The organism is Cryobacterium ruanii (assembly GCF_004404055.1).
Lineage (GTDB): Bacteria > Actinomycetota > Actinomycetes > Actinomycetales > Microbacteriaceae > Cryobacterium > Cryobacterium ruanii.
Window position 1 is genome coordinate 96,716 of the sequence record NZ_SOHK01000004.1, and the last position, 21,044, is coordinate 117,759.

At 65.8% G+C, this 21,044-nt stretch carries 21 protein-coding genes and 1 tRNA gene; 9 read left to right on the top strand and 13 right to left on the bottom strand.

All coding sequences use genetic code 11. The features are described 5' to 3' along the window. The first annotated feature begins 125 nt into the window (after positions 1-125). Complete coding sequence (gene serC / locus E3T47_RS01195) at positions 126-1,244, top strand: phosphoserine transaminase (protein ID WP_134553821.1); 1,119 nt, start codon at positions 126-128, stop codon at positions 1,242-1,244. 170 nt (positions 1,245-1,414) lie between these two features. Here serC and E3T47_RS01205 read toward each other — a convergent pair whose 3' ends face one another. Both E3T47_RS01205 and E3T47_RS01210 read right to left on the bottom strand, forming a co-directional pair. Then, on the bottom strand, positions 1,415-2,074 hold the full coding sequence (locus E3T47_RS01205; RefSeq protein WP_134553823.1) for a DUF3027 domain-containing protein: 660 nt from the start codon (positions 2,072-2,074) through the stop codon (positions 1,415-1,417). After that, the gene (locus E3T47_RS01210; RefSeq protein ID WP_134553824.1) at positions 2,067-2,447 is read right to left on the bottom strand and encodes a cold-shock protein; all 381 of its coding nucleotides are present in this window, start codon (positions 2,445-2,447) and stop codon (positions 2,067-2,069) included. The genes E3T47_RS01205 and E3T47_RS01210 overlap by 8 nt, the downstream gene beginning before the upstream one ends. A 93-nt stretch (positions 2,448-2,540) precedes the next feature. Between E3T47_RS01210 and E3T47_RS01215 the strand changes: the two genes are divergently transcribed. The 3 genes from E3T47_RS01215 (at position 2,541) to E3T47_RS01225 (ending at position 6,482) form a co-directional block, all read left to right on the top strand. Beyond that, a complete protein-coding gene (locus tag E3T47_RS01215) occupies positions 2,541-2,816 on the top strand; it encodes a hypothetical protein (RefSeq protein WP_134553825.1) in 276 nt (91 codons plus the stop codon). A 29-nt stretch (positions 2,817-2,845) separates the two neighbouring features. Continuing rightward, positions 2,846-4,708 (top strand): helicase-associated domain-containing protein, encoded by a 1,863-nt coding sequence (locus E3T47_RS01220; protein ID WP_166805575.1) that lies wholly within the window; start codon positions 2,846-2,848, stop codon positions 4,706-4,708. 118 nt (positions 4,709-4,826) lie between these two features. Continuing rightward, positions 4,827-6,482, top strand: a complete 1,656-nt coding sequence (locus tag E3T47_RS01225) for a DNA repair helicase XPB (RefSeq protein WP_134553827.1) — start codon at positions 4,827-4,829, stop codon at positions 6,480-6,482. Positions 6,483-6,651: 169 nt separating this feature from the next. Here E3T47_RS01225 and E3T47_RS01230 read toward each other — a convergent pair whose 3' ends face one another. Both E3T47_RS01230 and folP read right to left on the bottom strand, forming a co-directional pair. Beyond that, a complete protein-coding gene (locus E3T47_RS01230; protein ID WP_134553828.1) occupies positions 6,652-7,374 on the bottom strand; it encodes a pyrimidine reductase family protein in 723 nt (240 codons plus the stop codon). Next, positions 7,374-8,273, bottom strand: a complete 900-nt coding sequence (folP, locus tag E3T47_RS01235; RefSeq protein WP_174844621.1) for a dihydropteroate synthase — start codon at positions 8,271-8,273, stop codon at positions 7,374-7,376. Before folP ends, E3T47_RS01230 begins: the two co-directional genes overlap by 1 nt. 152 nt (positions 8,274-8,425) lie before the next feature. Here folP and E3T47_RS01240 point away from each other — a divergent pair, with 152 nt between their 5' ends. The 3 genes from E3T47_RS01240 (at position 8,426) to E3T47_RS01250 (ending at position 11,307) form a co-directional block, all read left to right on the top strand. Further along, entirely contained in the window at positions 8,426-9,118 is a 693-nt protein-coding gene (locus E3T47_RS01240; RefSeq protein ID WP_092112483.1) for a response regulator transcription factor, read from the top strand. 31 nt (positions 9,119-9,149) lie between these two features. Then, positions 9,150-10,892 carry a sensor histidine kinase gene (locus E3T47_RS01245; RefSeq protein ID WP_134553830.1) on the top strand — a complete coding sequence of 581 codons (1,743 nt, stop codon included), beginning with the start codon at positions 9,150-9,152 and terminating at the stop codon, positions 10,890-10,892. A 124-nt stretch (positions 10,893-11,016) separates the two neighbouring features. Next, on the top strand, positions 11,017-11,307 hold the full coding sequence (locus E3T47_RS01250; protein ID WP_134553831.1) for a WXG100 family type VII secretion target: 291 nt from the start codon (positions 11,017-11,019) through the stop codon (positions 11,305-11,307). 180 nt (positions 11,308-11,487) lie between these two features. On the opposite strand, the gene groL is transcribed toward E3T47_RS01250, so the two are convergent. From groL to E3T47_RS01275, 5 genes are all read right to left on the bottom strand, one after another. Beyond that, complete coding sequence (gene groL / locus E3T47_RS01255) at positions 11,488-13,116, bottom strand: chaperonin GroEL (RefSeq protein ID WP_092112469.1); 1,629 nt, start codon at positions 13,114-13,116, stop codon at positions 11,488-11,490. Positions 13,117-13,258: 142 nt separating this feature from the next. Beyond that, the gene (locus E3T47_RS01260) at positions 13,259-14,314 is read right to left on the bottom strand and encodes a DUF3048 domain-containing protein (protein ID WP_134553832.1); all 1,056 of its coding nucleotides are present in this window, start codon (positions 14,312-14,314) and stop codon (positions 13,259-13,261) included. 70 nt (positions 14,315-14,384) lie between these two features. After that, positions 14,385-14,588: a cold-shock protein gene (locus tag E3T47_RS01265; RefSeq protein WP_035834941.1), complete on the bottom strand. Its 204-nt coding sequence runs from the start codon at positions 14,586-14,588 to the stop codon at positions 14,385-14,387. 282 nt (positions 14,589-14,870) lie between these two features. Beyond that, complete coding sequence (locus E3T47_RS01270; RefSeq protein ID WP_134553833.1) at positions 14,871-15,434, bottom strand: LytR C-terminal domain-containing protein; 564 nt, start codon at positions 15,432-15,434, stop codon at positions 14,871-14,873. 81 nt (positions 15,435-15,515) lie between these two features. Further along, the gene (locus E3T47_RS01275; protein ID WP_198416564.1) at positions 15,516-15,839 is read right to left on the bottom strand and encodes a DUF3263 domain-containing protein; all 324 of its coding nucleotides are present in this window, start codon (positions 15,837-15,839) and stop codon (positions 15,516-15,518) included. Positions 15,840-16,066: 227 nt separating this feature from the next. Here E3T47_RS01275 and msrB point away from each other — a divergent pair, with 227 nt between their 5' ends. Continuing rightward, positions 16,067-16,468 carry a peptide-methionine (R)-S-oxide reductase MsrB gene (msrB, locus tag E3T47_RS01280; RefSeq protein ID WP_134553835.1) on the top strand — a complete coding sequence of 134 codons (402 nt, stop codon included), beginning with the start codon at positions 16,067-16,069 and terminating at the stop codon, positions 16,466-16,468. Positions 16,469-16,472: 4 nt separating this feature from the next. Continuing rightward, positions 16,473-17,027, top strand: coding sequence for a nitroreductase family protein (locus E3T47_RS01285; RefSeq protein WP_134553836.1), 555 nt, complete (start codon positions 16,473-16,475; stop codon positions 17,025-17,027). A 3-nt stretch (positions 17,028-17,030) separates the two neighbouring features. On the opposite strand, the gene E3T47_RS01290 is transcribed toward E3T47_RS01285, so the two are convergent. From E3T47_RS01290 to E3T47_RS01305, 4 genes are all read right to left on the bottom strand, one after another. Then, positions 17,031-18,011 carry a DMT family transporter gene (locus E3T47_RS01290; protein WP_241981841.1) on the bottom strand — a complete coding sequence of 327 codons (981 nt, stop codon included), beginning with the start codon at positions 18,009-18,011 and terminating at the stop codon, positions 17,031-17,033. Positions 18,012-18,164: 153 nt separating this feature from the next. Continuing rightward, positions 18,165-19,760 (bottom strand): ABC-F family ATP-binding cassette domain-containing protein, encoded by a 1,596-nt coding sequence (locus E3T47_RS01295; protein ID WP_134553837.1) that lies wholly within the window; start codon positions 19,758-19,760, stop codon positions 18,165-18,167. 146 nt (positions 19,761-19,906) lie between these two features. Further along, positions 19,907-19,979, bottom strand: a tRNA-Thr gene (locus E3T47_RS01300). 109 nt (positions 19,980-20,088) lie between these two features. Beyond that, a complete protein-coding gene (locus E3T47_RS01305) occupies positions 20,089-21,003 on the bottom strand; it encodes a DsbA family protein (protein WP_134553838.1) in 915 nt (304 codons plus the stop codon). Between the last annotated feature and the right edge of the window lie 41 nt (positions 21,004-21,044).

A 21,044-nucleotide genomic window follows, 5' to 3' on the forward strand; every position in this document is an offset into this window, starting at 1 on the left:
CTTCATTCGGCTCGTGCGCGCACCATTCGTCAGAAGACTGAAAGGTGCTTCGTCAGCGGCCTCGGCAATGGCCCGCACAGCGTCACAAGCTTACCCGTCTGTAGCGGGGCAACTAGAATCGCCGTATGGCCGACCTTCTCATACCCACCGATCTGCTCCCCCTCGACGGACGATTCGGCTGCGGCCCGTCGAAAATCCGGCGCGAACAGCTCGACCACCTGCTCGGATTCGGCACCGGAGTGCTCGGCACCTCGCACCGTCAGGCACCAGTAAAAGATCTCGTCGGTCGCGTGCGCGACGGCCTGGGCGAACTGTTCCACATTCCCGACGGCTATGAAGTCGTGCTCGGCAACGGCGGTTCGACCGCCTTCTGGGACGCCGCAGCCTTCTCTCTCATTGAGAAGCGCGCCCAGAACCTCGTCTTCGGCGAGTTCGGCGGCAAATTCGCCAAGGCTGCCGCCGCCCCGTGGCTCGAAGCGCCCGACGTGATCAAGGCCGACACCGGTTCACGCAGTGACGTCGTCGTGCGCGACGGCATCGACGTCTACGCCTGGCCCCAGAACGAAACCTCGACCGGCGTCATGGCCCCGGTCACCCGGGTCGACGGCGATGCCGGCGCCCTCACCGTCATCGACGCGACGAGCGCCGCCGCCGGCATCGATTTCGACGCGAGCCAGGCGGATGTCTACTACTTCGCCCCGCAGAAAAACCTCGCCTCCGATGGCGGCCTGTGGATCGCGTTGTTCTCCCCGGCTGCTCTCGAGCGGGTTGAACGCATCGCTGCGAGCGGCCGGTACATTCCGGAGTTCCTCAGTCTGAAGAACGCCGTGAACAACTCGCGCCTGAACCAGACGCTCAACACGCCGGCCCTGAGCACGCTGTTGCTGATGGAGAACCAAATCGACTGGATCAACCAGAGCGGCGGGCTGGCGTGGGCGTCCGCGCGAACGCAGGCGTCGTCATCCGTTCTGTATGACTGGGCGGCCGGCGTCGACTACGCGACCCCGTTCGTGGCAGACCCGGCACACCGCTCGCAGGTCGTTGTGACAATTGACTTCGACGACGCCATCGACGCCTCAGCGATCAGCAAAACTCTCCGGGCCAACGGAATCGTCGACACGGAGCCGTACCGCAAGCTCGGCCGCAACCAGCTGCGCATCGCGACCTTCACCGCGATCGACCCCGAAGACGTCACTAAGCTCGTGGCATCGATCGAGTACGTCGTCGGCCACCTCGGCAACTAGCAGAACACGTAAGGAATCGGGTCATGCGTCTCTGGTTGAAAGACAGCGAACGTCGGCCCGATCCGCTGCCCGCAAGAACGGATGCCCGCAAGGCACTGTTCGCCGGCACCCTGCTCTGGCTGGTTGCTCTCGGCGCCGCCCTCGTCACCCAGTGGACGGTGCCGGAGGCGTCAGGGGCGGCGAGCGCGCCGGGAGCGGGTTGGTGGCTGTGGTGCACTGTGATCGGCGTCGCCCTCGGCCTCGTTGGTCTCGCCTGGGTTCAGTTCCGCCGCCGCTAGCGCCTCATCGAAATCGATGCCGTCGAGGGCATCCAGGGCGTCGAGCTCGTCATCCTCGTCGTCGTCGACGGACTCCGGGTCGTCGTCCAGGTCGTCGTCGTCCGAGTCGTTGTCGTCCGAGTCGTCGTCATCCGCGTCGTCATCGTCCGAGTCGTCGTCGTCCGAGTCGTCATCGTCCGAGTCGTCGTCGTCATAGTCGGTGTCGTCGGCATCCACCGCGGTGTCGTCGTCCACCAGACGATCCGACCACGGTACCCACTCGGGCGCGAGCAGCGAGTCGTCGCCGGGGGTGAGTTCGGTTTCAAGAACCTTCGGCTCAGAACTCTCGTCGACCCGCGCCAGGCTGACGGTCCAGCGCCAACCTGGGTAGCCGGTCATCAAGCAGTCGAACAGCAGGGACGCAACGAGGTCACCCTCGTCGATGTGTCCGACGACCTCACCGATCGTGTCATCGGTCGTGATCTCCAGCAGTGCCGTGCGGGCCAGGTCAACGGCCGCGAGCAGGGTGGCGTCGGTCGGCTTGCTCGTCCGCGCGTCGGTCGCCTCAGGCATCCAGTTCCTCGGCGACCTTACGCAGCATCGCCGCGATCTTCTTGCTGTGGCTCGACTCGGGGTAGCGACCGCGCTTGAGGTTGGTGCCGATCCCGTCGAGCAGCTTCACCAGGTCTTCCACGATGATGGCCATGTCGTCGGCTGGTTTTCGGTTGAACTTGCTCAGGCTCGGTGGCGCCTCGATCACGCGCACCGAGAGTGCTTGGGCGCCGCGTTTGCCGTCGGCGATACCGAATTCGAGCTTCGCGCCGGCCTTGACAGTTACGCCGGAGGGCAGGGCGGAAGCGTGGAGGAAGACCTCTTGACCGTCATCGGACGAGATGAAGCCAAAGCCTTTTTCCTCGTCGTAAAACTTGACCTTGCCGGTGGGCATCTGAACCTCACTGAGTTTCGGGCGCACAAAAAGGCGCGGGGTGTGTTACCAGCATATTCGGTTGCGGCTCCGGCGTGCCCGTATCCTTAGTATGTGACCAATCAAACTCCACAGCCCGTCAGCCGGCTTGAACGCGTTCTCGCCTATATGGTGGCGAGCGTGGTGGGGCTGTCGATTCTTGCGTTCGCCGCGGTGATCATCGCAACGGCGATGGGTGTCGGGGAGAATGACGGGTTCAGCCGCGGTATCTGGCCGCCGATCTTCATCTTGCCGCTCTACGGGCTGCCCGCCGGTTTCCTTCTCATCATCTCACTCATGGTCTCTGTGGGAGTTCGCCGCAGCCGCGAAGCTCGACGAGACCGCGAGTAATGCTCGGCCTCGCGTCGAGACTTCGGGCCATGCCCGATGCCGAGCTGCGGCACGTGATCGGGGCGCGCGGGGTGACGACGAACGGCATCCACGACTTCTTCGATCTCGCCGAGGCCCTACTTGATCCGAGCAATGTACAACTGGCTCTGAGCCACCTGGACCGCGGGACGCTCGCCGTTCTGGCCGTTTCCGGGCAGCTCACGAGCAGTAATTCCGTGCCGTCCCTGAACGCTGTGGCCAGCCGACTGTCCGAGTTGGGATCAACAGAGGTCGCGCTCACCGATGTGGCCCGCCGGGTAGATGTCCTGCACGCCCTGCTGCTGGCAGAGCACACCGACGGATGCTGCATCCCCTACGACGCCGTCTCGGCCCACCTCACGACGTGGCCGGCCCAGGGCCTGCCGGGTGCCGCCGAACTCGCGACGGCGCTCCCCCCGACTGCCCTGGCCGCCGTGCCGGACTCCGAGATCACGTTCATCGACCAGCTGGCCTCCGAACGCGCCTTCGCCGTGGTGTCGTCGATCGCCGAGCTCGTCAACGAGCTGAGCCGGGAGCCCGCCCGGCAGCTCAGCCGCGGCGGACTCGGCCTACCCGATACCAAACGCCTGGCCGCCGTCATGACCGCCGCGCCCGACCTGGTGGCCCCAATCCTGGATCTCGCGGCCAGAGCTGACCTGCTGGCCCGCTCCGACGGGTATTGGATGGAGACCGAAGCCGGCGAAGCGTGGCTGCTCGAGCGAACGACGGTGCGCTGGGCCACGCTGGCCGCCGCCTGGCGCACGGCGCTCCCGCCGATCGTGGCCGACATTCTGCCCGGGCAGGCCGGCCTGCACTGGGGTGAGGGTCTCAGCGCGTTCATTGCGTGGCTCTACCCGGCCGGCGGCGAGTGGATGCTGTCCCAGCTGACCGAGTTCGCCCGCGACGCCGAGTTGCTCGGCATCACGGCCCACGACACGACCAGCACGGCCGGCGCCAGCGTGCTGTGCGGCGATCCGGAGGCGGCCGCAGCCACCATGGCGACCGCCCTGCCGGCCGAAGTCGGTGCTGTCTATCTGCAGCACGACCTGTCTATCGTCGCACCCGGTCCGCTCGCGCCGTCGATCGATTCCCGGCTGCGCGGCCTCGCCGATGTGGAAAGTCGCGAGCTGGCGACGAGTTATCGCATCACCGCGGCATCCGTAAATCGCGCACTCGCCGCGGGTGAGAACGCCGAAACGCTGCTCGCCTTTCTGGCGTCGATCTCACTCACCGGAATTCCGCAGCCGGTCGATTACCTCATCAACGAATCGGCGTCGCGGTATGGTCGGGTGCGGGTCGGCAGACTCGCGGGCGGAGCGAACGCGCCGATCGCGCCGATCGGCGACGACACCGTCTTTCTGAGCTACGTTTCCTCGGCCGATGCTGCGATGCTCGGCACCATCGCGGTCGACCAGACGCTCGCGCCGATCGGGCTGGTGCGCGCAGCCGACGGCGAACACCTGCTCAGCCGTTTCGCCGGTGATGCCGTGTTCTGGGCGCTCAGCGATGCACGCTATCCAGTCGCCGCCGAAGACGACCTCGGCGAGATCGTGCACCTGCGCCGGCACCAGATTGCCCGGGTCGTGGTCGCCCCGACAGTCGATACCGCCCGAAACCTGGTCGAGAAGCTGCGGCTCGGCGCCGAGAGCGGTGTTTCGGTGGCGGATGCCTGGCTCGCCCGCCAGCTCGGCACCGCCATCAAAGCCAAGCAGGCCATTCTGGTCAGCATCGCCATGCCCGGCGGCGCCGTCGTGGATTACCTGCTCGAACCGGCCAGCGTGAGCAACGGACGCTTTCGGGCCCGCGACCGGCGGGCAGATATCGAGCGCACCCTGCCGCTCAAGAGCATCCTCAGCATTACTCCATTGCCCTAGACGGGCGCGCACAACCCGCCGCGTGCCGGGGCTCATGCCGGACGGGCGTCGTGCCTGCGTGCGCGGTAGCCCCCGCGCGTGTCAGGGCTGGTGCCGGACGGGCGTAGAATTGGGGGCTATGTCTGATGGCCCCCTGATTGTGCAAAGTGACCGCACGGTGTTGCTCGAAGTCGCCCACCCTCTTGCCGAGGATGCTCGTCACGACCTCGCCGTGTTCGCCGAGCTGGAACGCGCCCCCGAGCACATCCACACCTACCGCATCACGCGGCTCGGGCTGTGGAATGCCCGGGCGGCCGGGCACGACGCGTCGGACATGCTCGCGACCCTCGAGAAGTATTCCAAATTCGCCATACCGCAGACGGTCAGCGTGGACATCACCGAGACGGTCGGTCGCTACGGCCGGCTCGTCATCGAACGCGACTCCGAGGGCGCGCTCGTGCTGCACAGTAGCGACCAGGCCGTACTGACCGAGATTGCAGGGGCCAAGCGCATCGCACCCCTGCTGATCGGGCATCCGTCACCGGAGACGTACCTCGTGGAGGCGTGGGCCCGCGGCCAGCTCAAGCAGGAGCTCGTGAAGCTCGGTTGGCCGGCCGAGGACCTCGCCGGGTACACACCGGGCACCCCGCACGACATTGCCCTGAAGGAAGACGGTTGGGCGCTGCGGGACTACCAGAACAAGGCAGTCGCCAGCTTCTTCGACGGCGGCAGCGGCGTGGTCGTGCTGCCCTGTGGCGCCGGCAAGACCCTCGTCGGCGCCGGGGCGATGGCCACCGCTAAGACCAACACGCTCATTCTGGTGACCAACACCGTCTCAGCCCGGCAGTGGCGGGACGAGTTGCTCAAGCGCACGACGCTGACTCCGGAGGAGATCGGCGAGTACTCCGGCCAGGTGAAAGAGGTCAAGCCGGTCACCATCGCGACCTACCAGATTCTCACCGCGAAGCGCAAGGGCGAGTACGCCCACCTCGAATTGCTCGACGCTATGGACTGGGGCCTCGTAATCTATGACGAGGTGCACCTGCTGCCCGCGCCCGTGTTCAAGCTCACCGCTGAGCTGCAGGCGCGTCGCCGCCTCGGCCTCACCGCCACCCTGGTGCGGGAAGACGGCCGCGAAGGCGACGTGTTCAGTCTCATCGGCCCGAAACGGTTCGACGCCCCGTGGAAGGAGATCGAGGCCCAGGGCTTCATCTCGCCCGCCAACTGCTACGAGGTGCGCATCGACCTGCCGCAGTCCGAGCGGCTCAGTTACGCCGCCGCGGCAGACGATGAGCGCTACCGCATGGCGGCGACCGCGCCGGCCAAGCTCGGCGTGGTGCAGGCGCTGATCAAGAAGCATGAGGGCGAACGCATCCTGGTGATCGGCCAGTATCTCGACCAGATCGACGAGCTCGCCGAAGTGTTGCAAGCTCCGCAACTCACCGGGGCCACGCCGATCGACGAACGCGAACGGCTGTACCAGGCGTTCCGGGTGGGCGAGGTGAAGGTGCTCGTCGTGTCGAAGGTCGCGAACTTCTCGGTCGACCTGCCTGAGGCGACCGTGGCCATCCAGGTGTCAGGCTCGTTCGGCTCACGCCAGGAAGAGGCCCAACGCCTCGGTCGGCTGCTGCGCCCCAAGGAGTCCGGCCTGTCAGCGAACTTCTACACCCTCGTCGCCCGCGACACCGTCGACCAGGATTTTGCGCAGAACCGGCAGCGTTTTCTCGCCGAACAGGGCTACAGCTACACGATCCTCGACGCGCAGAGCCTCAACCCGCAGTCCCTGGCCGTCTGACCAGACCCTCGCAGCCCTCGCGGCGCGAGCCGGTCCGCAGGCTTGCGCCGCCGGGCCCAGGCGTTCGGGGCCGTGTCAGGCGTTCGGGGCCGTGGCCCCGTCCGTGGGCCCAGGTTAGAAACTAGGCCCAGGTTTTTATTGTGGGCCCAGCGGCTGCCATCCGCCCGCGTCAGGATTGCTGGCGGGCATAGCGCAGGAACAGCATGTCGCCGGCGCGCAGCACGTGCAGCAGCTCCATGGCGCGGGTCGCTCCGGTCGCCCCGACGGCGATGCGCCCGGCGCCACCGCCCTCGAGCAGGGGGCTGAGGCTCAGGCAGAGTTCGTCGACCCGGTCGGCCGCGACGAGGTCGCCGAACAGGTGAGGGCCGCCCTCGCAGAGAATCTGGGGCAGGCCGCGGGCGGCGAGCGCCGCCACGAGCAGGTGCGGGTCGATCGCGTGCTCGCCGCAGTCGATCACGTCGGCTACCGCTGAGAGCGCGACCCGCCGGTCGGCCGGCGCCGCAGCATGGGTCAGCACGATCGGTCGGGTCGCGGCCTCCGTGAAAACCGGATGCCCCGGCTCGAGATCCAGGCGCCCCGACACGATCGCCACGGGCAGCTGGGGGGAGAGTCCGTGGGCGACTCGCCAGGCGGCATCCTCTGGGGACATTTGAATGCCGCCGTATCCCTCGGCGCGCACCGTTCCGGCGCCAACGAGGATTACGTCGGTGAGCAGCCGCAGAGTGTCGAAGACGATCTTGTCATCGGCGTTGTTGAGCCCGCCACTGAGCCCCTCGTGCGTTGCCGCACCGTCGAGGCTCGCGATGAAGTTGACGCGTACCCGAGGCTTGAGACGATCCGGTACCCGGTAGCGCTCGATCAGTTGGGCCCGTTGGGGCAGCTGGGCGCGCATCAGGTGAGGTTGTGGCGTTCGTAGGCGGGCTCGCGAAAACCGAGGATGGCCTCGGTCATGCGCACGGCGTCGACCGCGGCCCGCACGTTGTGCATGCGCACGATGCGGGCGCCCTGCAGGATGCAGACCGTCATAGCCGCGAGTGAACCCTCGACCCGCTCGCCGCGCGGCCGGTCCAGGCTCTCCCCCACGAAGTCCTTATTGGAGACGGCAACGAGGGTGGGCAGGCCGAGGGCGGTGATCTCGTCGAGCCGCCGGGTCAGTTCGAGGGAGTGCCGGGTGGTCTTGTTGAGGTCGTGCCCCGGGTCGATGATGATGCGCTCCCGCAGAACACCGTGTTCGACGGCGCGCGCGACCCGTGCCAGCAGAAAGGCGGCGACCTCGGCGACGACATCGTCGTATTGCGGCGCCGGATAGGGCATCCGCGGCGCCGCCAGGCTGTGCGTGATCACGAGAGTGGCGTCACTGTCGGCGACGACATCGGCCATCGCCGGATCGTGCACCCCCGTGGTGTCGTTGATCACGTGCGCGCCGGCGGCGATACTCGCGGCAGCCACTGCGGGGTGAAAGGTATCGACCGAGATGACCACGCCCGCACCACGCAGCGCCTCAACCACGGGCACCACGCGATCGATCTCCTGCTCGACCGGCACGGCCGGCCCGGGCGCGAACTTCGCCCCGCCGATGTCGATCCAGTCTGCGCCATCGGCAACGGCCTGATGGGCCGCCACAACGGATGCGTCGAGCGCAAACGTCGCGCCCTGGTCGTAGAACGAGTCCGGCGTGCGATTGATGATGGCCATCACGGCCACTTCGCGATCGAAATCGAAGGTGCGGCCGCCGATTAGCCGGCGCGGGGCATCCATTTGAGGCAGCGTCAGTGCCGTGCCGGTTCTCATTTGGGTCATTGCGGTCCTTTTCTGTGAAACTGATTGACCGTGCTCTTCCATCATGTCGGTAATCGCGGCCGCACCACGATCATCGAACGTCGGTCTCGGTATACTCCGCCCACTATCAGCAAAGCTCCAGCTAACGCGCAGATACTGGGGGCATGACTGACGGCCCCCGCATCCTTATCGTCGATGACGAACCAAATATCCGCGACCTCCTCACCACCAGCCTCCGTTTCGCCGGCTTCGCCGTGCGTGCTGTGGGCAATGGTGCACAGGCCATCTCCGCCGTACTCGAGGAGGAACCCGACCTCATCATCCTCGACGTCATGCTCCCCGACATGAACGGTTTCGGCGTTACCAAGCGCCTGCGTTCAGCCGGCTACACCGCACCCATCCTCTTTCTCACCGCCAAAGACGACACCGAAGACAAGATCACTGGCCTCACGGTCGGCGGCGACGACTACGTGACCAAGCCGTTCAGCCTCGACGAGATCGTCGCCCGCATTAAGGCCATCCTGCGTCGTACTATGCACGCCGACGAAGACGCCGTGATCCGCGCCGGCGAACTCACCATGGATCAGGACACCCACGAAGTCCTCGTGGGCACCGAAGCCATCGAATTGAGCCCGACCGAGTTCAAGCTGCTGCGCTACCTTATGCTCAACCCCAACCGGGTGCTGTCGAAGGCGCAGATCCTCGATCACGTCTGGGAATACGACTTCAACGGTGATGCGGGAATCGTGGAGAGCTACATCTCCTACCTGCGTCGCAAAGTTGACGTGCACTCGAGCGAACCGCTCATCCAGACCAAGCGTGGTTTCGGTTACATGCTCAAGGCTGCCAAGGCTTAGTCACAGAGAGCTTTCGTACACTAGATCCCTCATGCACGAAACCCTGTCCAGGCGGTGGAGCAGCATCTCCCTCCGTTCGAAGATCACCGGTGTCACGGTGCTGATGCTCACGCTCGGCCTGCTCGTTTCGGGAATCGGCACCATGGCCATGCTCAAGCAGTACGTGGTCACCCAGGTCGACACGCAATTGCAGGTGGATACTCAGACCGCGCTCAGCGGTTACTCGTCGAGCGTCTTCTCGCAGGGTGATACCGAGGGCGTCGCCTCGGACTACTTCGTGGCGCTGTACGACCAGGACGGCGCCCTGATCACCCGAACCTGGCAGGAACGCGACCACGCGGAACTGCCCGTGGTCGGGATGCCGCTCGACCTGAAGCGGGTGTCGCAACTCGACGGGCAGATTCAAACCCTGTGGGATGCCGCCCACGACACCGAATTCCACGCGATCATGGTGCCCGTGGTGATCAGCCCCACCGGCACCTACGGCACGCTCGTCATGGCGGTGTCCCTGCGGCCGACGGAGAACACCATGGCCACCTATCTCACGATCTTTCTGGGCTTCGGCGCCGGGGTCGTGCTGATCGGCGCCATGCTCACCCGGGTGCTCGTCACGACCACGTTCGTGCCACTGCGGGAGGCCGAGCAGACCGCCGCCGCGATCGCCGACGGCGACTTCAGCCAGCGGCTTGGCGGCGCCACCCCGAACACCGAGGTTGGTCGCCTCAACCGTTCACTCAACATCATGCTCAGCCGCATCGACCGGGCCTTCAAGGATCGCGCCCGCACCATCGACCAGATGCGCCGCTTCGTCGGAGATGCGAGCCACGAGTTGCGCACCCCCCTCGTCTCGGTGCGCGGCTATGCCGAGCTGTACCGCATGGGTGCACTGCAGACCCCGGAAGACGTCGCACAGGCGATGGAACGCATCGAGAAGGAAGCCATTCGCATGGGCGGCCTGGTCGAAGACCTACTCGAACTGGCCCGCCTCGACGAGACCAAGCCGCTCGCCCCGACCCCGGTCGACCTCGTTCCGCTTGCTCGGGACGCCGCCCTCGATGCCATGGCCAGTTCCCCGGGCCGCCAGGTTACCGTGCTCACTCCCCCGCTGGTGTTCGGGCCGAGGGTCGACGACGTCGACCACGACGCACATTCTGAATTCGGCGACTCCGGTGAGGTCACGGCGTCCGACCACGACGCGGTGGAGAGCGTCACGACGGGCGCGATCACGCGTCCATCGGGAACGGGAACCCCGACCGGGGCCATCGCCTTCGCCGGCGCCACACTGGCGCGGCTGCGTACGCGCAAGCCGCGTCGGGGCACCGCCGTTCTGCCGGACGCCGAGCCGACCGTGCTGCCGGTCGACGCGCAACTTCCGCCGATCGTGATGGCCGAAGAGAACAAGATTCGCCAGGTCATCACCAACCTCATGGGCAACGCGATGCGCTTTACGTCCTCGGACAGTCCGATCGAACTCGAGGTCATGGTCGACCCGCGCACCCAGCGAGCCTCCATAGCCATAGTCGATCACGGCGACGGCATCCCCCCGCAGATTCGCGAGAAGATCTTCCAGCGCTTCTGGCGGGCGGACTCCTCTCGTGCCCGCGAAACCGGCGGCAGCGGCCTCGGGCTCGCCATCGTCGCCGCAATCGTCGCGAGCCACAACGGCACCGTCGACGTCGTCGAAACTCCGGGTGGCGGCGCCACCTTCCGCGTCTCGCTCCCCCTGGCCGGCACGCCGAGCGCCCCGCAGCACGCCCAGCCCGTCGTCCCATAGGCGACTCCTCCCCCGGTTGAGAGGGCAGCCATAGCTCACAGATTCAGGAGTGGCAAGTGGATGCTCTCGCCCGCCTTCTACGCTCACAGTCACCAACCACTGTTATGTAGGAGAAGGGCACACCATGACGAGCTTCCAGGTCGACAGCGAGGCGGTGCAGAGCACCGCGAGTACTGCCCGCGGTACTATCGCGCGGGTGCAGGCGGATGTCGGTGAACTGAACGCCCAGCTGACCAGCCTGGAAGGTTTCTGGACCGGTCAGGCCTCGGCTGCTTTTCAGGGCGCGTTCGCCGAGTGGCGCGGCATGCACCAACAGCTGGAGGAGAGCCTGACCCTGCTCAACCAGGCGTTGAGCGTGGCCGGGCAGCAGTACGCCGAGACCGAGCAGGCCAACACCCGGTTGTTCGCGCGCTAGGCGGGCACACAAATGTTCGCGCGCTAGGCGGGCACACAAATGTTCGCGCGCTGGGCGGGCACACAAATGTTCGCGCGCTAGGCGGGCACACAAATGTTCGCGCGCTAGGCGGGCACACAAAAGTGGGCGCCTCCCGAAGGAGACGCCCACTCTTCTTAGTGCTGGTGCTGCTGGCTGGACTTAGAAGTCCATGCCACCCGAGGGGTCGCCGGCCGGAGCCGAGTTCTTCTCGGGCTTGTCGGCAACGACGGCCTCGGTGGTGAGGAACAGTCCGGCAATCGACGCGGCGTTGAGCAGCGCGGAGCGGGTGACCTTCACCGGGTCATTGATGCCGGCAGCGATCATGTCGACGTACTCGCCGGTGGCGGCGTTGAGGCCCCATCCGACGGGCAGGTTGCGCACCTTGTCGGCGACAACGCCCGGCTCCATGCCGGCATTGAGCGCGATCTGCTTGAGCGGGGCGTCGATGGCAACGCGCACGATGTTCGCGCCAGTGGCCTCGTCGCCGACGAGGTCAAGGACTGCCTTGCTCTCGAATGCGGTCTTGCCGGCCTGGATGAGTGCAACGCCACCACCGGCGACGATGCCCTCTTCGACGGCAGCCTTGGCGTTACGCACTGCATCTTCGATGCGGTGCTTGCGCTCCTTGAGCTCAACCTCCGTTGCGGCTCCGGCCTTGATGACAGCAACGCCGCCAGCAAGCTTGGCGAGGCGCTCCTGGAGCTTCTCGCGGTCGTAGTCGCTGTCGGTGTTCTCGATCTCGGCACGGATCTGCGAAACGCGACCGGCGATGGCTTCGACGTCGCCGGCACCCTCAACGATCGTGGTCTCGTCCTTGGTGATGACGACCTTGCGGGCGTTACCAAGCAGGTCGAGCGTGACGTTCTCGAGCTTGAGGCCGACTTCTTCCGAAATGACCTGTCCACCGGTGAGGATGGCGATGTCCTGCAGCTGGGCCTTGCGACGGTCTCCGAAGCCCGGGGCCTTGACGGCGACGGACTTGAAAATGCCACGGATCTTGTTCACAACGAGCGTGGCCAGGGCCTCGCCGTCGACGTCTTCCGCGATGATGAGGAGCTGCTTGCCGGTCTGGATGACCTTGTCCACGATGGGGAGAAGGTCCTTGATGTTGGAGACCTTGGAGTTGACGATCAGGATGTAGGGGTCTTCGAAGACCGCTTCCTGACGGTCGGGGTCGGTGACGAAGTACGCCGACAGGAAGCCCTTGTCGAAGCGCATGCCTTCGGTGAGCTCAAGCTCGGTGCCGAAGGTGTTCGACTCCTCAACGGTGACGACACCTTCCTTGCCGACCTTGTCGATGGCCTCGGCGATGATCGCGCCGATTTCGGTGTCGCCGGCAGAGATGGACGCGGTCGCGGCGATCTCTTCCTTGGTCTCGATCTCCTTGGCGCTGGCGATGAGCTCGGCGATGACAGCTGCCGTGGCCTTCTCGATGCCGCGCTTGAGGCTGATCGGGTCAGCGCCGGCAGCGACGTTGCGCAGGCCTTCGCGAACCAGGGCCTGGGCGAGCACGGTTGCGGTGGTCGTGCCGTCGCCGGCTACGTCATCCGTCTTCTTGGCGACCTCTTTGACGAGTTCCGCACCGATCTTCTCGTACGGGTCGTCGAGCTCGATCTCCTTGGCGATGGACACACCGTCGTTGGTGATCGTGGGGGCGCCCCACTTCTTCTCCAAAACGACGTTGCGGCCGCGCGGGCCGAGGGTGACCTTGACGGTGTCGGCGAGAATGTTCAGGCCGCGCTCAAGCCCACGACGGGCCTCTTCATTGAATGCAATGATTTTTGCCATATGTGTAACTCGTCCCTCCCGGACGTTCCAAACGATGATGGGGTTAGCACTCAGATGACGAGAGTGCTAAAAATGATTCTGGCACTCTAGGGTCGAGAGTGCAAGCGAGCATCGGGGGTGGCCAGCGGCTCCCGGTCGACGGTCAGGGAACGAGGTCGGCCGAGCCCGTGCCATTGGGCACGAGTTGAAACCAGGTATTGCCCGGTGCCAGCCGAATTGTCACTCCATTGCCATCGACGAGGCGGATCGGCGCGCTCTGGGAGTCCTTGCTCCAGGTGGCCGAAATGGTCTTGCCGCCGGACGAGATCGACGCTTCGCCCGAGGCGATGAGCTCGGTCTTGGGGATGCTCTGGGAGACGGTGACATCCACCCGCAGCACGATGACGTTGGTTGCCTTGAGCTGGGTGCCCTCCGGAGTAAGGTCGGCCGCGCCGTCTTGCGCGCGGAGGTAGGCGGCCGCTTCCGCATTCCAAGTCCAGCTGCGGGCGCTCGAGTTGGAGAACCGGGTGTTGATCACCGAGATCGGCGTGCCGTCCACCACTGCGGAGGCTCCGGCAAGCGTGGCCGCATAGGCGTACTGCTGCGCGGGCGGCGCGACCGAGGCATTGCGGTTGACGAATTCTGCGGCGGCGAGAATGACGTTGTGCGGGGCGGCCGTCGCCTTGGAACGGGAGAACAGGCCCGTCGTGTCGTAGTCGAAGATGGCGCTGATCTGGCCGGTAGCGTTCATCGCGTCGACGAACCGTTGCTGGCCGCCCGAAAAAGCCACGAGGCCGCCGAACGGGGCGATGATGTCGGGGTCCATCGGCCGGATCGATCGCACCGGCCCGACCTGGTCGGGAATGCCGGACTGCCACACCGCGACGTAGCGGGTGATTCCGCCCTCGACCAGTTCTTCGAAGACCAGGTCGGTGCGGTCGATGGCGATCTGCGGGCGGGCCGCAACATGGTTGTCGACCTTAGCGGCGAGGGACGGGTGGGCCGAGGATCCGGCCGCCACGGCGGCCCCCGTCAGCGGAGCGGTTTCGGTCGCTGCGGGAGTGACATAGCTCGAAGTCCAGACGGCGCCTTTCGGCGAGGCGGACGGGGTCGGGGTCGTGCCGGTGCATCCGCTCAGCAGCAGTGCCGGCGCGATCAAAACGAGCAGCCCGGCGGTCTTGAGCCCTCGCGTGGTGCGGGCTGTGTTTTTCTTGGTCACCGGTAAACACTAACGCCGCCCGTTGCAGCGGGCGGCGTTAGGTGGGGGACAGACCCCATTGTGGGGTAGGTCAGGCCGGTCGAACCGATTCAGCCTGAGGGCCTTTCGCTCCGGCACCGACCTCGAAGACGACCTGCTGGCCTTCTTCGAGAACCTTGTACCCGCTCATGTCAATGGCGGAGTAGTGGACGAAGACGTCCTGCCCTCCACCGTCGACAGTGATGAAGCCGAAACCCTTTTCAGCGTTGAACCACTTAACGGTTCCGTTCGCCATGTGTTACTCCTTGCTCAATTTCGACGGCAACCGCCCGTTGGCTGTTCCGGGCCCTGCCGCAGAGACTGCGTCATCCCGTGCGAGCAGCAAATCCCCGAGAGCAAGTCTTCTGTTTCAAGTTACCTACTGGTGCAAGTTACCTTGGGCGAGCGTTCTTGATCCGGGCGGGTATTGCCCGAACAAAATGTGTGACCAAGACCAGATGTTACTGAAGTCACCGCAGAAGAAAAGGGGCTTGACGAATCAGAAAACGCCCACTAAGTATTAACGTTCGACTGTGAATCAGCCCACCGGCAGAACGTAGTCGTTGCCGACGACGACGGTCAGGGCAGCGCCTGACTCGACAAAGACGGTCGAGACGACGATCTTCGAGCCGGGCAGCGAGGCGGCGATTCCGCGGGCGGCACCTTCCTGACCCGCATCGGCGTAATAGATCACGGTGGTCGCCTCGGTGTCGGTGCTGGCGTTGCCGGTGGCACTGACCACCCAGCCGGCAGCGGTGAGCGTGTCGCTGACGGATGCCGCGACACCGTCATTCGCGGAGCCGTTCAGCACGTTCACGGTCAGCGCCGGGTCGACCGTGGCTTCGGCGGTGGGAATGACGGTCTCGGTGGGAATCGGCGTCGAACTGGCCGAGGCCAGCCCCGGAAGGTTGGAGAAGTTCAGACGATCGTTGATCACGAAGATACCGACGACGCCAGTGACGATCAGCAGCACGGTGGCGCCGAGCGCCCACCAGAACCCGATCCAGCCGCGGCCCCTCTTGCCGGGGGCACGGTGGGCACCCACCCGGTCGAGGGCATGCGTGTGGGTATCGAAACGATCTTTCGCAAATTTTCGCGCCATGTTGGTTGAATCCTTGGTTGGCCAGCCGGGCCGGAATCGGACGATGACGAAGGCCCCGTGCTGGCGGAATGCGGTCGGGTGCTAGTCGTCTGCGGGCCGCGAACGACTGGCGCGTGCCTCGGATCGCGCGGAGCGCATCCGCTGCAGCCGTTTTACGAGCATCGGGTCGAAGGCCAGTGCGAGCGGTGAGTCGACCAAAGCCCCCAATATTTGATAGTACCGGGCGGCCGAGAGGCTGAAGGTAGCGCGGATGGCCTCCTCCTTGGCGCCGACGTGCCGCCACCACTGCCGTTCGAAGGAGAGCACGGCTTCGTCGCGCTCGCTCAGCCGGGGTGGCTTCTTGGACGTGGTGCCGGCGGGCGCCGCTGTGGTTGGTAGCTCCGTCGTCGGTGTTCTCTCACTCATTGACGCATCTCCCCCAGGCAGTTTCGACGGGTGGTCCGCCGCGCTCATCTTATTTGCGGGCGGCTGGATGTTGCCTCCGGCGCGCCCGCGTCGGCGCAGCCTTCGGGTAGGGGGCCGTGCAAACGCTGCGAAACGGTGAAGCCCGGAATGCGCGTGCGGCCGCACGAGTTTAGGCTGGGTAGACGCTGTTCGGTTATCCGGGCGGCCGGATCGAAGGGATATCCACCATGGACTATGCAATCAAAAAATCAAACAGCGAGTGGCGCTCGGAACTGGGCCCGGAGAAGTTCGCGGTGCTGCGTGAAGCCGGCACCGAACGCCCCGGAACCGGCGAACTACTCGACGAAGAGCGCGCTGGCACCTACACCTGCGGCGCGTGTAACGCCGAGCTGTTCAAAAGCGGCACAAAGTTCGATTCCGGCTGCGGCTGGCCGAGCTTCTACGAGTCGGTGCGGCCCGAAGCAGTCGAATTGCTCGAAGACCGCTCGCTCGGCAGCGTGCGTACCGAGGTGCGCTGCGCCAATTGCGGTTCGCACCTGGGGCACGTTTTTCCCGACGGATTCGGCACTCCGACCGGCGACCGGTACTGCATGAACTCAATCTCGCTCAACTTCACGCCCGCAGAGTAGCGCGGTGCCCTCCTCGGCGGTCTTCCACGCCGTCAACTGCCGGCGCAGCTACTCGCGGGTGACGTCATTCGCACCCACCCGCGAGGAGCTGCTGCCGCTCGTAGCGGCGGCAGCTCGGGTGGCCGATCACGGAGCGTTGCGGCCGTGGCGCCTGCTCGAACTGCGGGGCGCGGCGCGGGAGCGGCTGGGAGCGGCGTTTGTGGCGGCATCCGCTTGTGTAGGCGATGATGCTCTGAAGCTGGCCGGCAAGCCGCTGCGGGCACCGCTGCTGCTGGCGGTCATCGTCTCCCGGCGGGTGAGCGTCAAGGTGGCCGACTGGGAGCAGGATGCGGTGGCGGCGGGCGTCGCGCACCTGCTGACGCTGCTGCTTGAAGACGCCGATTGGGGCGCGATGTGGCGCACCGGACCGCTCGTGCGCTCGGCGGCCGTGCGGGAGTTGCACGGCCTTGGCGACGGCGAAGAGCTGCTCGGCTGGCTGTATGTCGGCGGTGTTCCGGCTGACTGTAAGCCGGGCGTGCGTTTGTCGATCGATCCGGAGGAGTTTCTGGGGGCTTTGTAGGTTCTACCGGGCGTGGGCGCGGCCGGGCCGGCGCCAGCGCACCGCGGCGATGACGACGGCCACGAGGGCGAGTGCGGTGCCGACGATGGTCGTCAGGCCGAGCGGATGCCCCTGGGTTGGCGCGAGCAGGTCAAGCGCGAGGGCGCAGACCAGCTGACCGGCGACGATGCAGAGACCGAGCATGAGCACCCCCGTGGTGCGTACGACGAGCGCAGCGCCGGCAATGAAGATGCAGCCGATGAGGCCGCCGGTGTAGAGCCAGGGGTTGCCGGGAAGGTCGAGCGCGAAGCCGACCAGCAGGCCGTGTACGAGGGCGGCGAGAACGAGCGCGATGGTGCCGGAGAGAAAGTTTAGAAACGTGGCCGTGAGCGCACTCTGGGCGGTGACCCGCACCTGACCGTTGACGGCTTGCTGCCAGCCCTGGCCGATGCCGGCGATCAGCGGGAGTGCGAGCAGCCAGAGTGCGTCACTGCCACGCAGTTCACCGCTGACGGTGAAGGCTACGGCGACCAGGGCGAGCCCGGCGCCGACGATCTTGGAGGCGTGCAGTTTTCGTCGGCCGCCCGGTCCGATGCCAAAGCGGTCCATGAGCACGCCGCTCACCGTCTGGCCAGCCACCACGGCAACGGTGAACAGCGCGATGCCGAGGGGCGCGGCGACAAGACCCTGGGAGAGCACGAACAGGGCGCCAGCCAGGCCGCCGAGCAGGTGCCACCAGGACAGGCGTTTCGCTTTCACGCCGCGGGCGACGAGTTGCAAGCCGCGACGTCCGCGGCGGAACACGATGAGTCCGAGGCTGAGGATGACGAGGCCGGAGCCGAAGGAGATGACGGCGGCGGTGAATCCGTCACCGATCTGGTGCCCGAGCTCGCCGTTCACCCGGGATTGGACGGCGTACAGGGCGCCGATCAACACCGAGAAGACGAGAGCAAGCCAGACCGGCGCGCCGGCATTCGTCAGATGTGGTGCACGGGTCGAGGTCACGTGGCAATTTTACGATGCTGCGTCGGCGCCGCGGACCGCGCGCGGGCCGCCAGTGCGGCCGGGCCCACCGTATGGCCCCGGGCCCAGTTTATAAACCGGGCCCACGTTCCGGGCCGAAGCCCCGCCTGGAGGAAGGACAGAAGCGGTGGGGCATCAGGCAGCGCGTACCTCGATCTCGCCGGGGGCGGCCCCGTCACTGCCGAAGACCAGGCGGCGATTGGCGATCTTGTCGGTGAAGAACCGGTCGTGACTGACGACCACGACGGCGCCGGGAAAGTGCACGAGGGCGCGTTCCATCACCTGCGTGCTCGACATGTCGAGGTGGTTGGTCGGTTCGTCGAGCAGCAGCACCGACGCGCCGGAGAGCAGACACTGGGCCATGGCCACGCGAGCACGCTGGCCGCCCGAGAGGTTGCCGATCTTCTGTTTGAGGTCAGCCTCGCTGAACTGGAACATGGTCAGAAAACGGTTGACCGATTTCTTCGTCGCGGTGAGGGCGAGGCTGCCGGGCATGGCGTTGACGGCGTGGCTGACCGTGTCACTCTCGTCGAGTTCGGCGAGGATCTGGTTGTACGAGACGACGCCGGCACCGCTGGCCCAGGCGACGTCGCCGCGATCGGCAGTTTCCTCGCCGGTGAGCACCCGCAGCAGGGTGGTCTTGCCGCTGCCGTTGCTGCCGAGCACGACGATGCGGTTGCCGCGGCGCACCTCGAAGCTGAGGTTCTCGAACAAGACTTTGTCCCCGTAGCTTTTGGCCAGGCCGTCGATTCGGCAGAGCACGTCTTTGACGTGCAGCTTGCCGTAGATCTCGGTGATGATCTGGTCGACCGGGCGCGGCGTGCGCGACTTCTTGATATGCGCGAGCTGGTTACCGAGCTGGCGGCTCTCCGCCTTGGCGGCCGCTCGGCGGTCGGCGATCCCCTCGGCCTCGAAGGCCAGCAGCTCCGATTCGTGCACGAACTGGGTCTCGAGGGTCTTGAGCCGAAACTGCTTCTGCACGATGTACTCGCCGAAATTGCCGGGGTACTCGTGCAGGTGAAAGTTCTCGACTTCGATGATGCGGGTGACGACGGCGTCCAAAAATTTGCGGTCGTGCGAGACAACGATGGCGGCACCTGTGAAACTCTTGAACCAGGCTTCGAGCCATTCGACGCCGGCCACGTCGAGGTAGTTGGTGGGCTCGTCGAGCAGCAGCACATCGGGGGCTTCGAGCACGATCTTGGCCAGGGCCGCCCGGTTGCGCCAGCCGCCGGAGAGCTCATCGATGGCGCAGACGCGGTGGGCCTCGTTGAAGCCGAGGGTGGTCAGGGCCGTATCGATGTGACGTTTGTAGTCCCAACCGTCCAAGCGGTCCATCTCTTCGAACAGCTCACCCTGGCGGCCGATCAACCGGTCGAGTTCGGCGCTGGCCGAGGAATCGACGGCGATCGCCGCGTCGATCGCCGCGAGTTCGGCCAGGGCCGCCTTCACCGCCACGAACAGGTCATCGAGCACCTCGGTGATGGTCTGCGCGCCGTTGAGCTCGGAGAACTGGGAGAAGTAGCCGACCCGGATGCCGTCCTCGAGGGTAACCTCGCCGGTGTCGGGCGAGACCTGGTCGAGGATGAGCTTGAGAATGGTGGACTTGCCCGAGCCGTTCCTGCCGATCAGGCCGACCCGGTCACCGGGTTCGAGGCGAAAGAACGCTTCGCGCAGAATCTGCGTGTTCTCAAAGCGGATGCTGACGTCGTTCAGCCGGATCAGGCTCATGCGTGTTTCCTCTCGGGGAGCGCGGGGCAGTCATCCGCTCTTAAAACCCCAGCCATCAGTGTACGTGGCGGGTCGTGCGGCCGGCGGGGCCGAGCTTCCCGGGCGCGGAAAAGCCCCTGCCTCCCGGTCGGGAGTAGGGGCTAAAGGGCCGGCCACGGGACTTGAACCCGTAACCCCCACTTTACAAGAGTGGTGCGCTACCAATTGCGCCAGGCCGGCATGAGGCCACAGGCCTCGAAAGTCCATCCTAAATGATTTCCGCGCCACCCCGGGCAACAGCGCAGAGGATGCGCACGGTGCGAGCCGGCGCGTTCGCTCTGCGCAGCTATTAACCGCCGGGCGGCGGGGTCGGTGTCGGTGTCGAGGTGGAGTAGGTCTCGCCGAGCGCCTGCTGCACGAAGGAGGCGAACTCTTTGGGATCTTCAAGCGAACCGGTGTACGGCTTGCCATTGACCAGGATGGTGGGCGTTCCGATGATGGATTTCATTGAGGAGTTGGGAATGGGGCCGTCAAGCGCGCGGTCGGTAGCGGCCTTGACCCATGATTCGTAGGTGCCGTTGTCGATGCAGGAATCGATGCTGGAGAGCGCCGTGCTAACGCCGGCCTCTCTTACGACGGTCTTGATCTCGTCGTTGCTGCGACCGGGCGAGGTCTCTTCCGGCTGGTCGACGAACAGTGCGGAACTGAAGTCGAAGAAGTCGTCGGCCGAGTAGTTGGCGACGCAGGCTGCGGCGTTGGCCGCCCGCAGGGAGTACTTGGTACCGGCCGACTTGCTCGTGAGGATGGCGACCGGGTGGATTTCGACCGTTGCCGCTCCCGAGTCGACCCACTGGGCGATCTGCTCGGTGTTGGCCTCTTCGAAGTCGCCACAGAGGGGGCACAGGTAGTCGACGTAGATGCGGATGTTCGCGACGGCGCCGGTGGGATCGGGTTCGGATGCTCGCGGACTGGCGTCGGGCTGCAGCGCCGGCGTGAGGGCGGTGATCATGCCCTCGCCGATGAGCGCCCCTCCGCTGGCCATGTTTTTAGGACCGGGACCGGCCGGTTTGATCGAGTTCACGATGATGACGGAGACGAGAACGACGATGGCGATGGCGGCGATGCCGATGCCACCCTGCAGGAAAACCCTGTTGCGGCGGTCCTTCTTCTTCTGGCTGACTCGAAGCTGCTTCGCCTTCACCCGGGCGGCGTCACGCCGGCGATTCTTTGAGGGACTACTGTCGCTGGTTCCGCCAATAGTCATAGAGAATCGCTTTCGAGAAGGAGGGGCGCGCCTGAAGGCAC

Excerpts from the sequence above, each read along its gene's own strand:
- E3T47_RS01240 (WP_092112483.1), top strand. The coding sequence starts at position 8,426 with ATGACTGACGGCCCCCGCATCCTTATCGTCGATGACGAACCAAATATC.
- E3T47_RS01245 (WP_134553830.1), top strand. The coding sequence starts at position 9,150 with ATGCACGAAACCCTGTCCAGGCGGTGGAGCAGCATCTCCCTCCGTTCG.
- folP (WP_174844621.1), bottom strand. The coding sequence starts at position 8,273 with ATGAGAACCGGCACGGCACTGACGCTGCCTCAAATGGATGCCCCGCGC.
- E3T47_RS01265 (WP_035834941.1), bottom strand. The coding sequence starts at position 14,588 with ATGGCGAACGGAACCGTTAAGTGGTTCAACGCTGAAAAGGGTTTCGGC.
- E3T47_RS01225 (WP_134553827.1), top strand. The coding sequence starts at position 4,827 with ATGTCTGATGGCCCCCTGATTGTGCAAAGTGACCGCACGGTGTTGCTC.
- serC (WP_134553821.1), top strand. The coding sequence starts at position 126 with ATGGCCGACCTTCTCATACCCACCGATCTGCTCCCCCTCGACGGACGA.
- E3T47_RS01275 (WP_198416564.1), bottom strand. The coding sequence starts at position 15,839 with ATGAGTGAGAGAACACCGACGACGGAGCTACCAACCACAGCGGCGCCC.
- E3T47_RS01210 (WP_134553824.1), bottom strand. The coding sequence starts at position 2,447 with ATGCCCACCGGCAAGGTCAAGTTTTACGACGAGGAAAAAGGCTTTGGC.
- E3T47_RS01305 (WP_134553838.1), bottom strand. The coding sequence starts at position 21,003 with ATGACTATTGGCGGAACCAGCGACAGTAGTCCCTCAAAGAATCGCCGG.
- msrB (WP_134553835.1), top strand. The coding sequence starts at position 16,067 with ATGGACTATGCAATCAAAAAATCAAACAGCGAGTGGCGCTCGGAACTG.
- E3T47_RS01250 (WP_134553831.1), top strand. The coding sequence starts at position 11,017 with ATGACGAGCTTCCAGGTCGACAGCGAGGCGGTGCAGAGCACCGCGAGT.
- E3T47_RS01295 (WP_134553837.1), bottom strand. The coding sequence starts at position 19,760 with ATGAGCCTGATCCGGCTGAACGACGTCAGCATCCGCTTTGAGAACACG.
- E3T47_RS01270 (WP_134553833.1), bottom strand. The coding sequence starts at position 15,434 with ATGGCGCGAAAATTTGCGAAAGATCGTTTCGATACCCACACGCATGCC.
- E3T47_RS01230 (WP_134553828.1), bottom strand. The coding sequence starts at position 7,374 with ATGCGCGCCCAGCTGCCCCAACGGGCCCAACTGATCGAGCGCTACCGG.
- E3T47_RS01220 (WP_166805575.1), top strand. The coding sequence starts at position 2,846 with ATGCCCGATGCCGAGCTGCGGCACGTGATCGGGGCGCGCGGGGTGACG.
- groL (WP_092112469.1), bottom strand. The coding sequence starts at position 13,116 with ATGGCAAAAATCATTGCATTCAATGAAGAGGCCCGTCGTGGGCTTGAG.
- E3T47_RS01205 (WP_134553823.1), bottom strand. The coding sequence starts at position 2,074 with ATGCCTGAGGCGACCGACGCGCGGACGAGCAAGCCGACCGACGCCACC.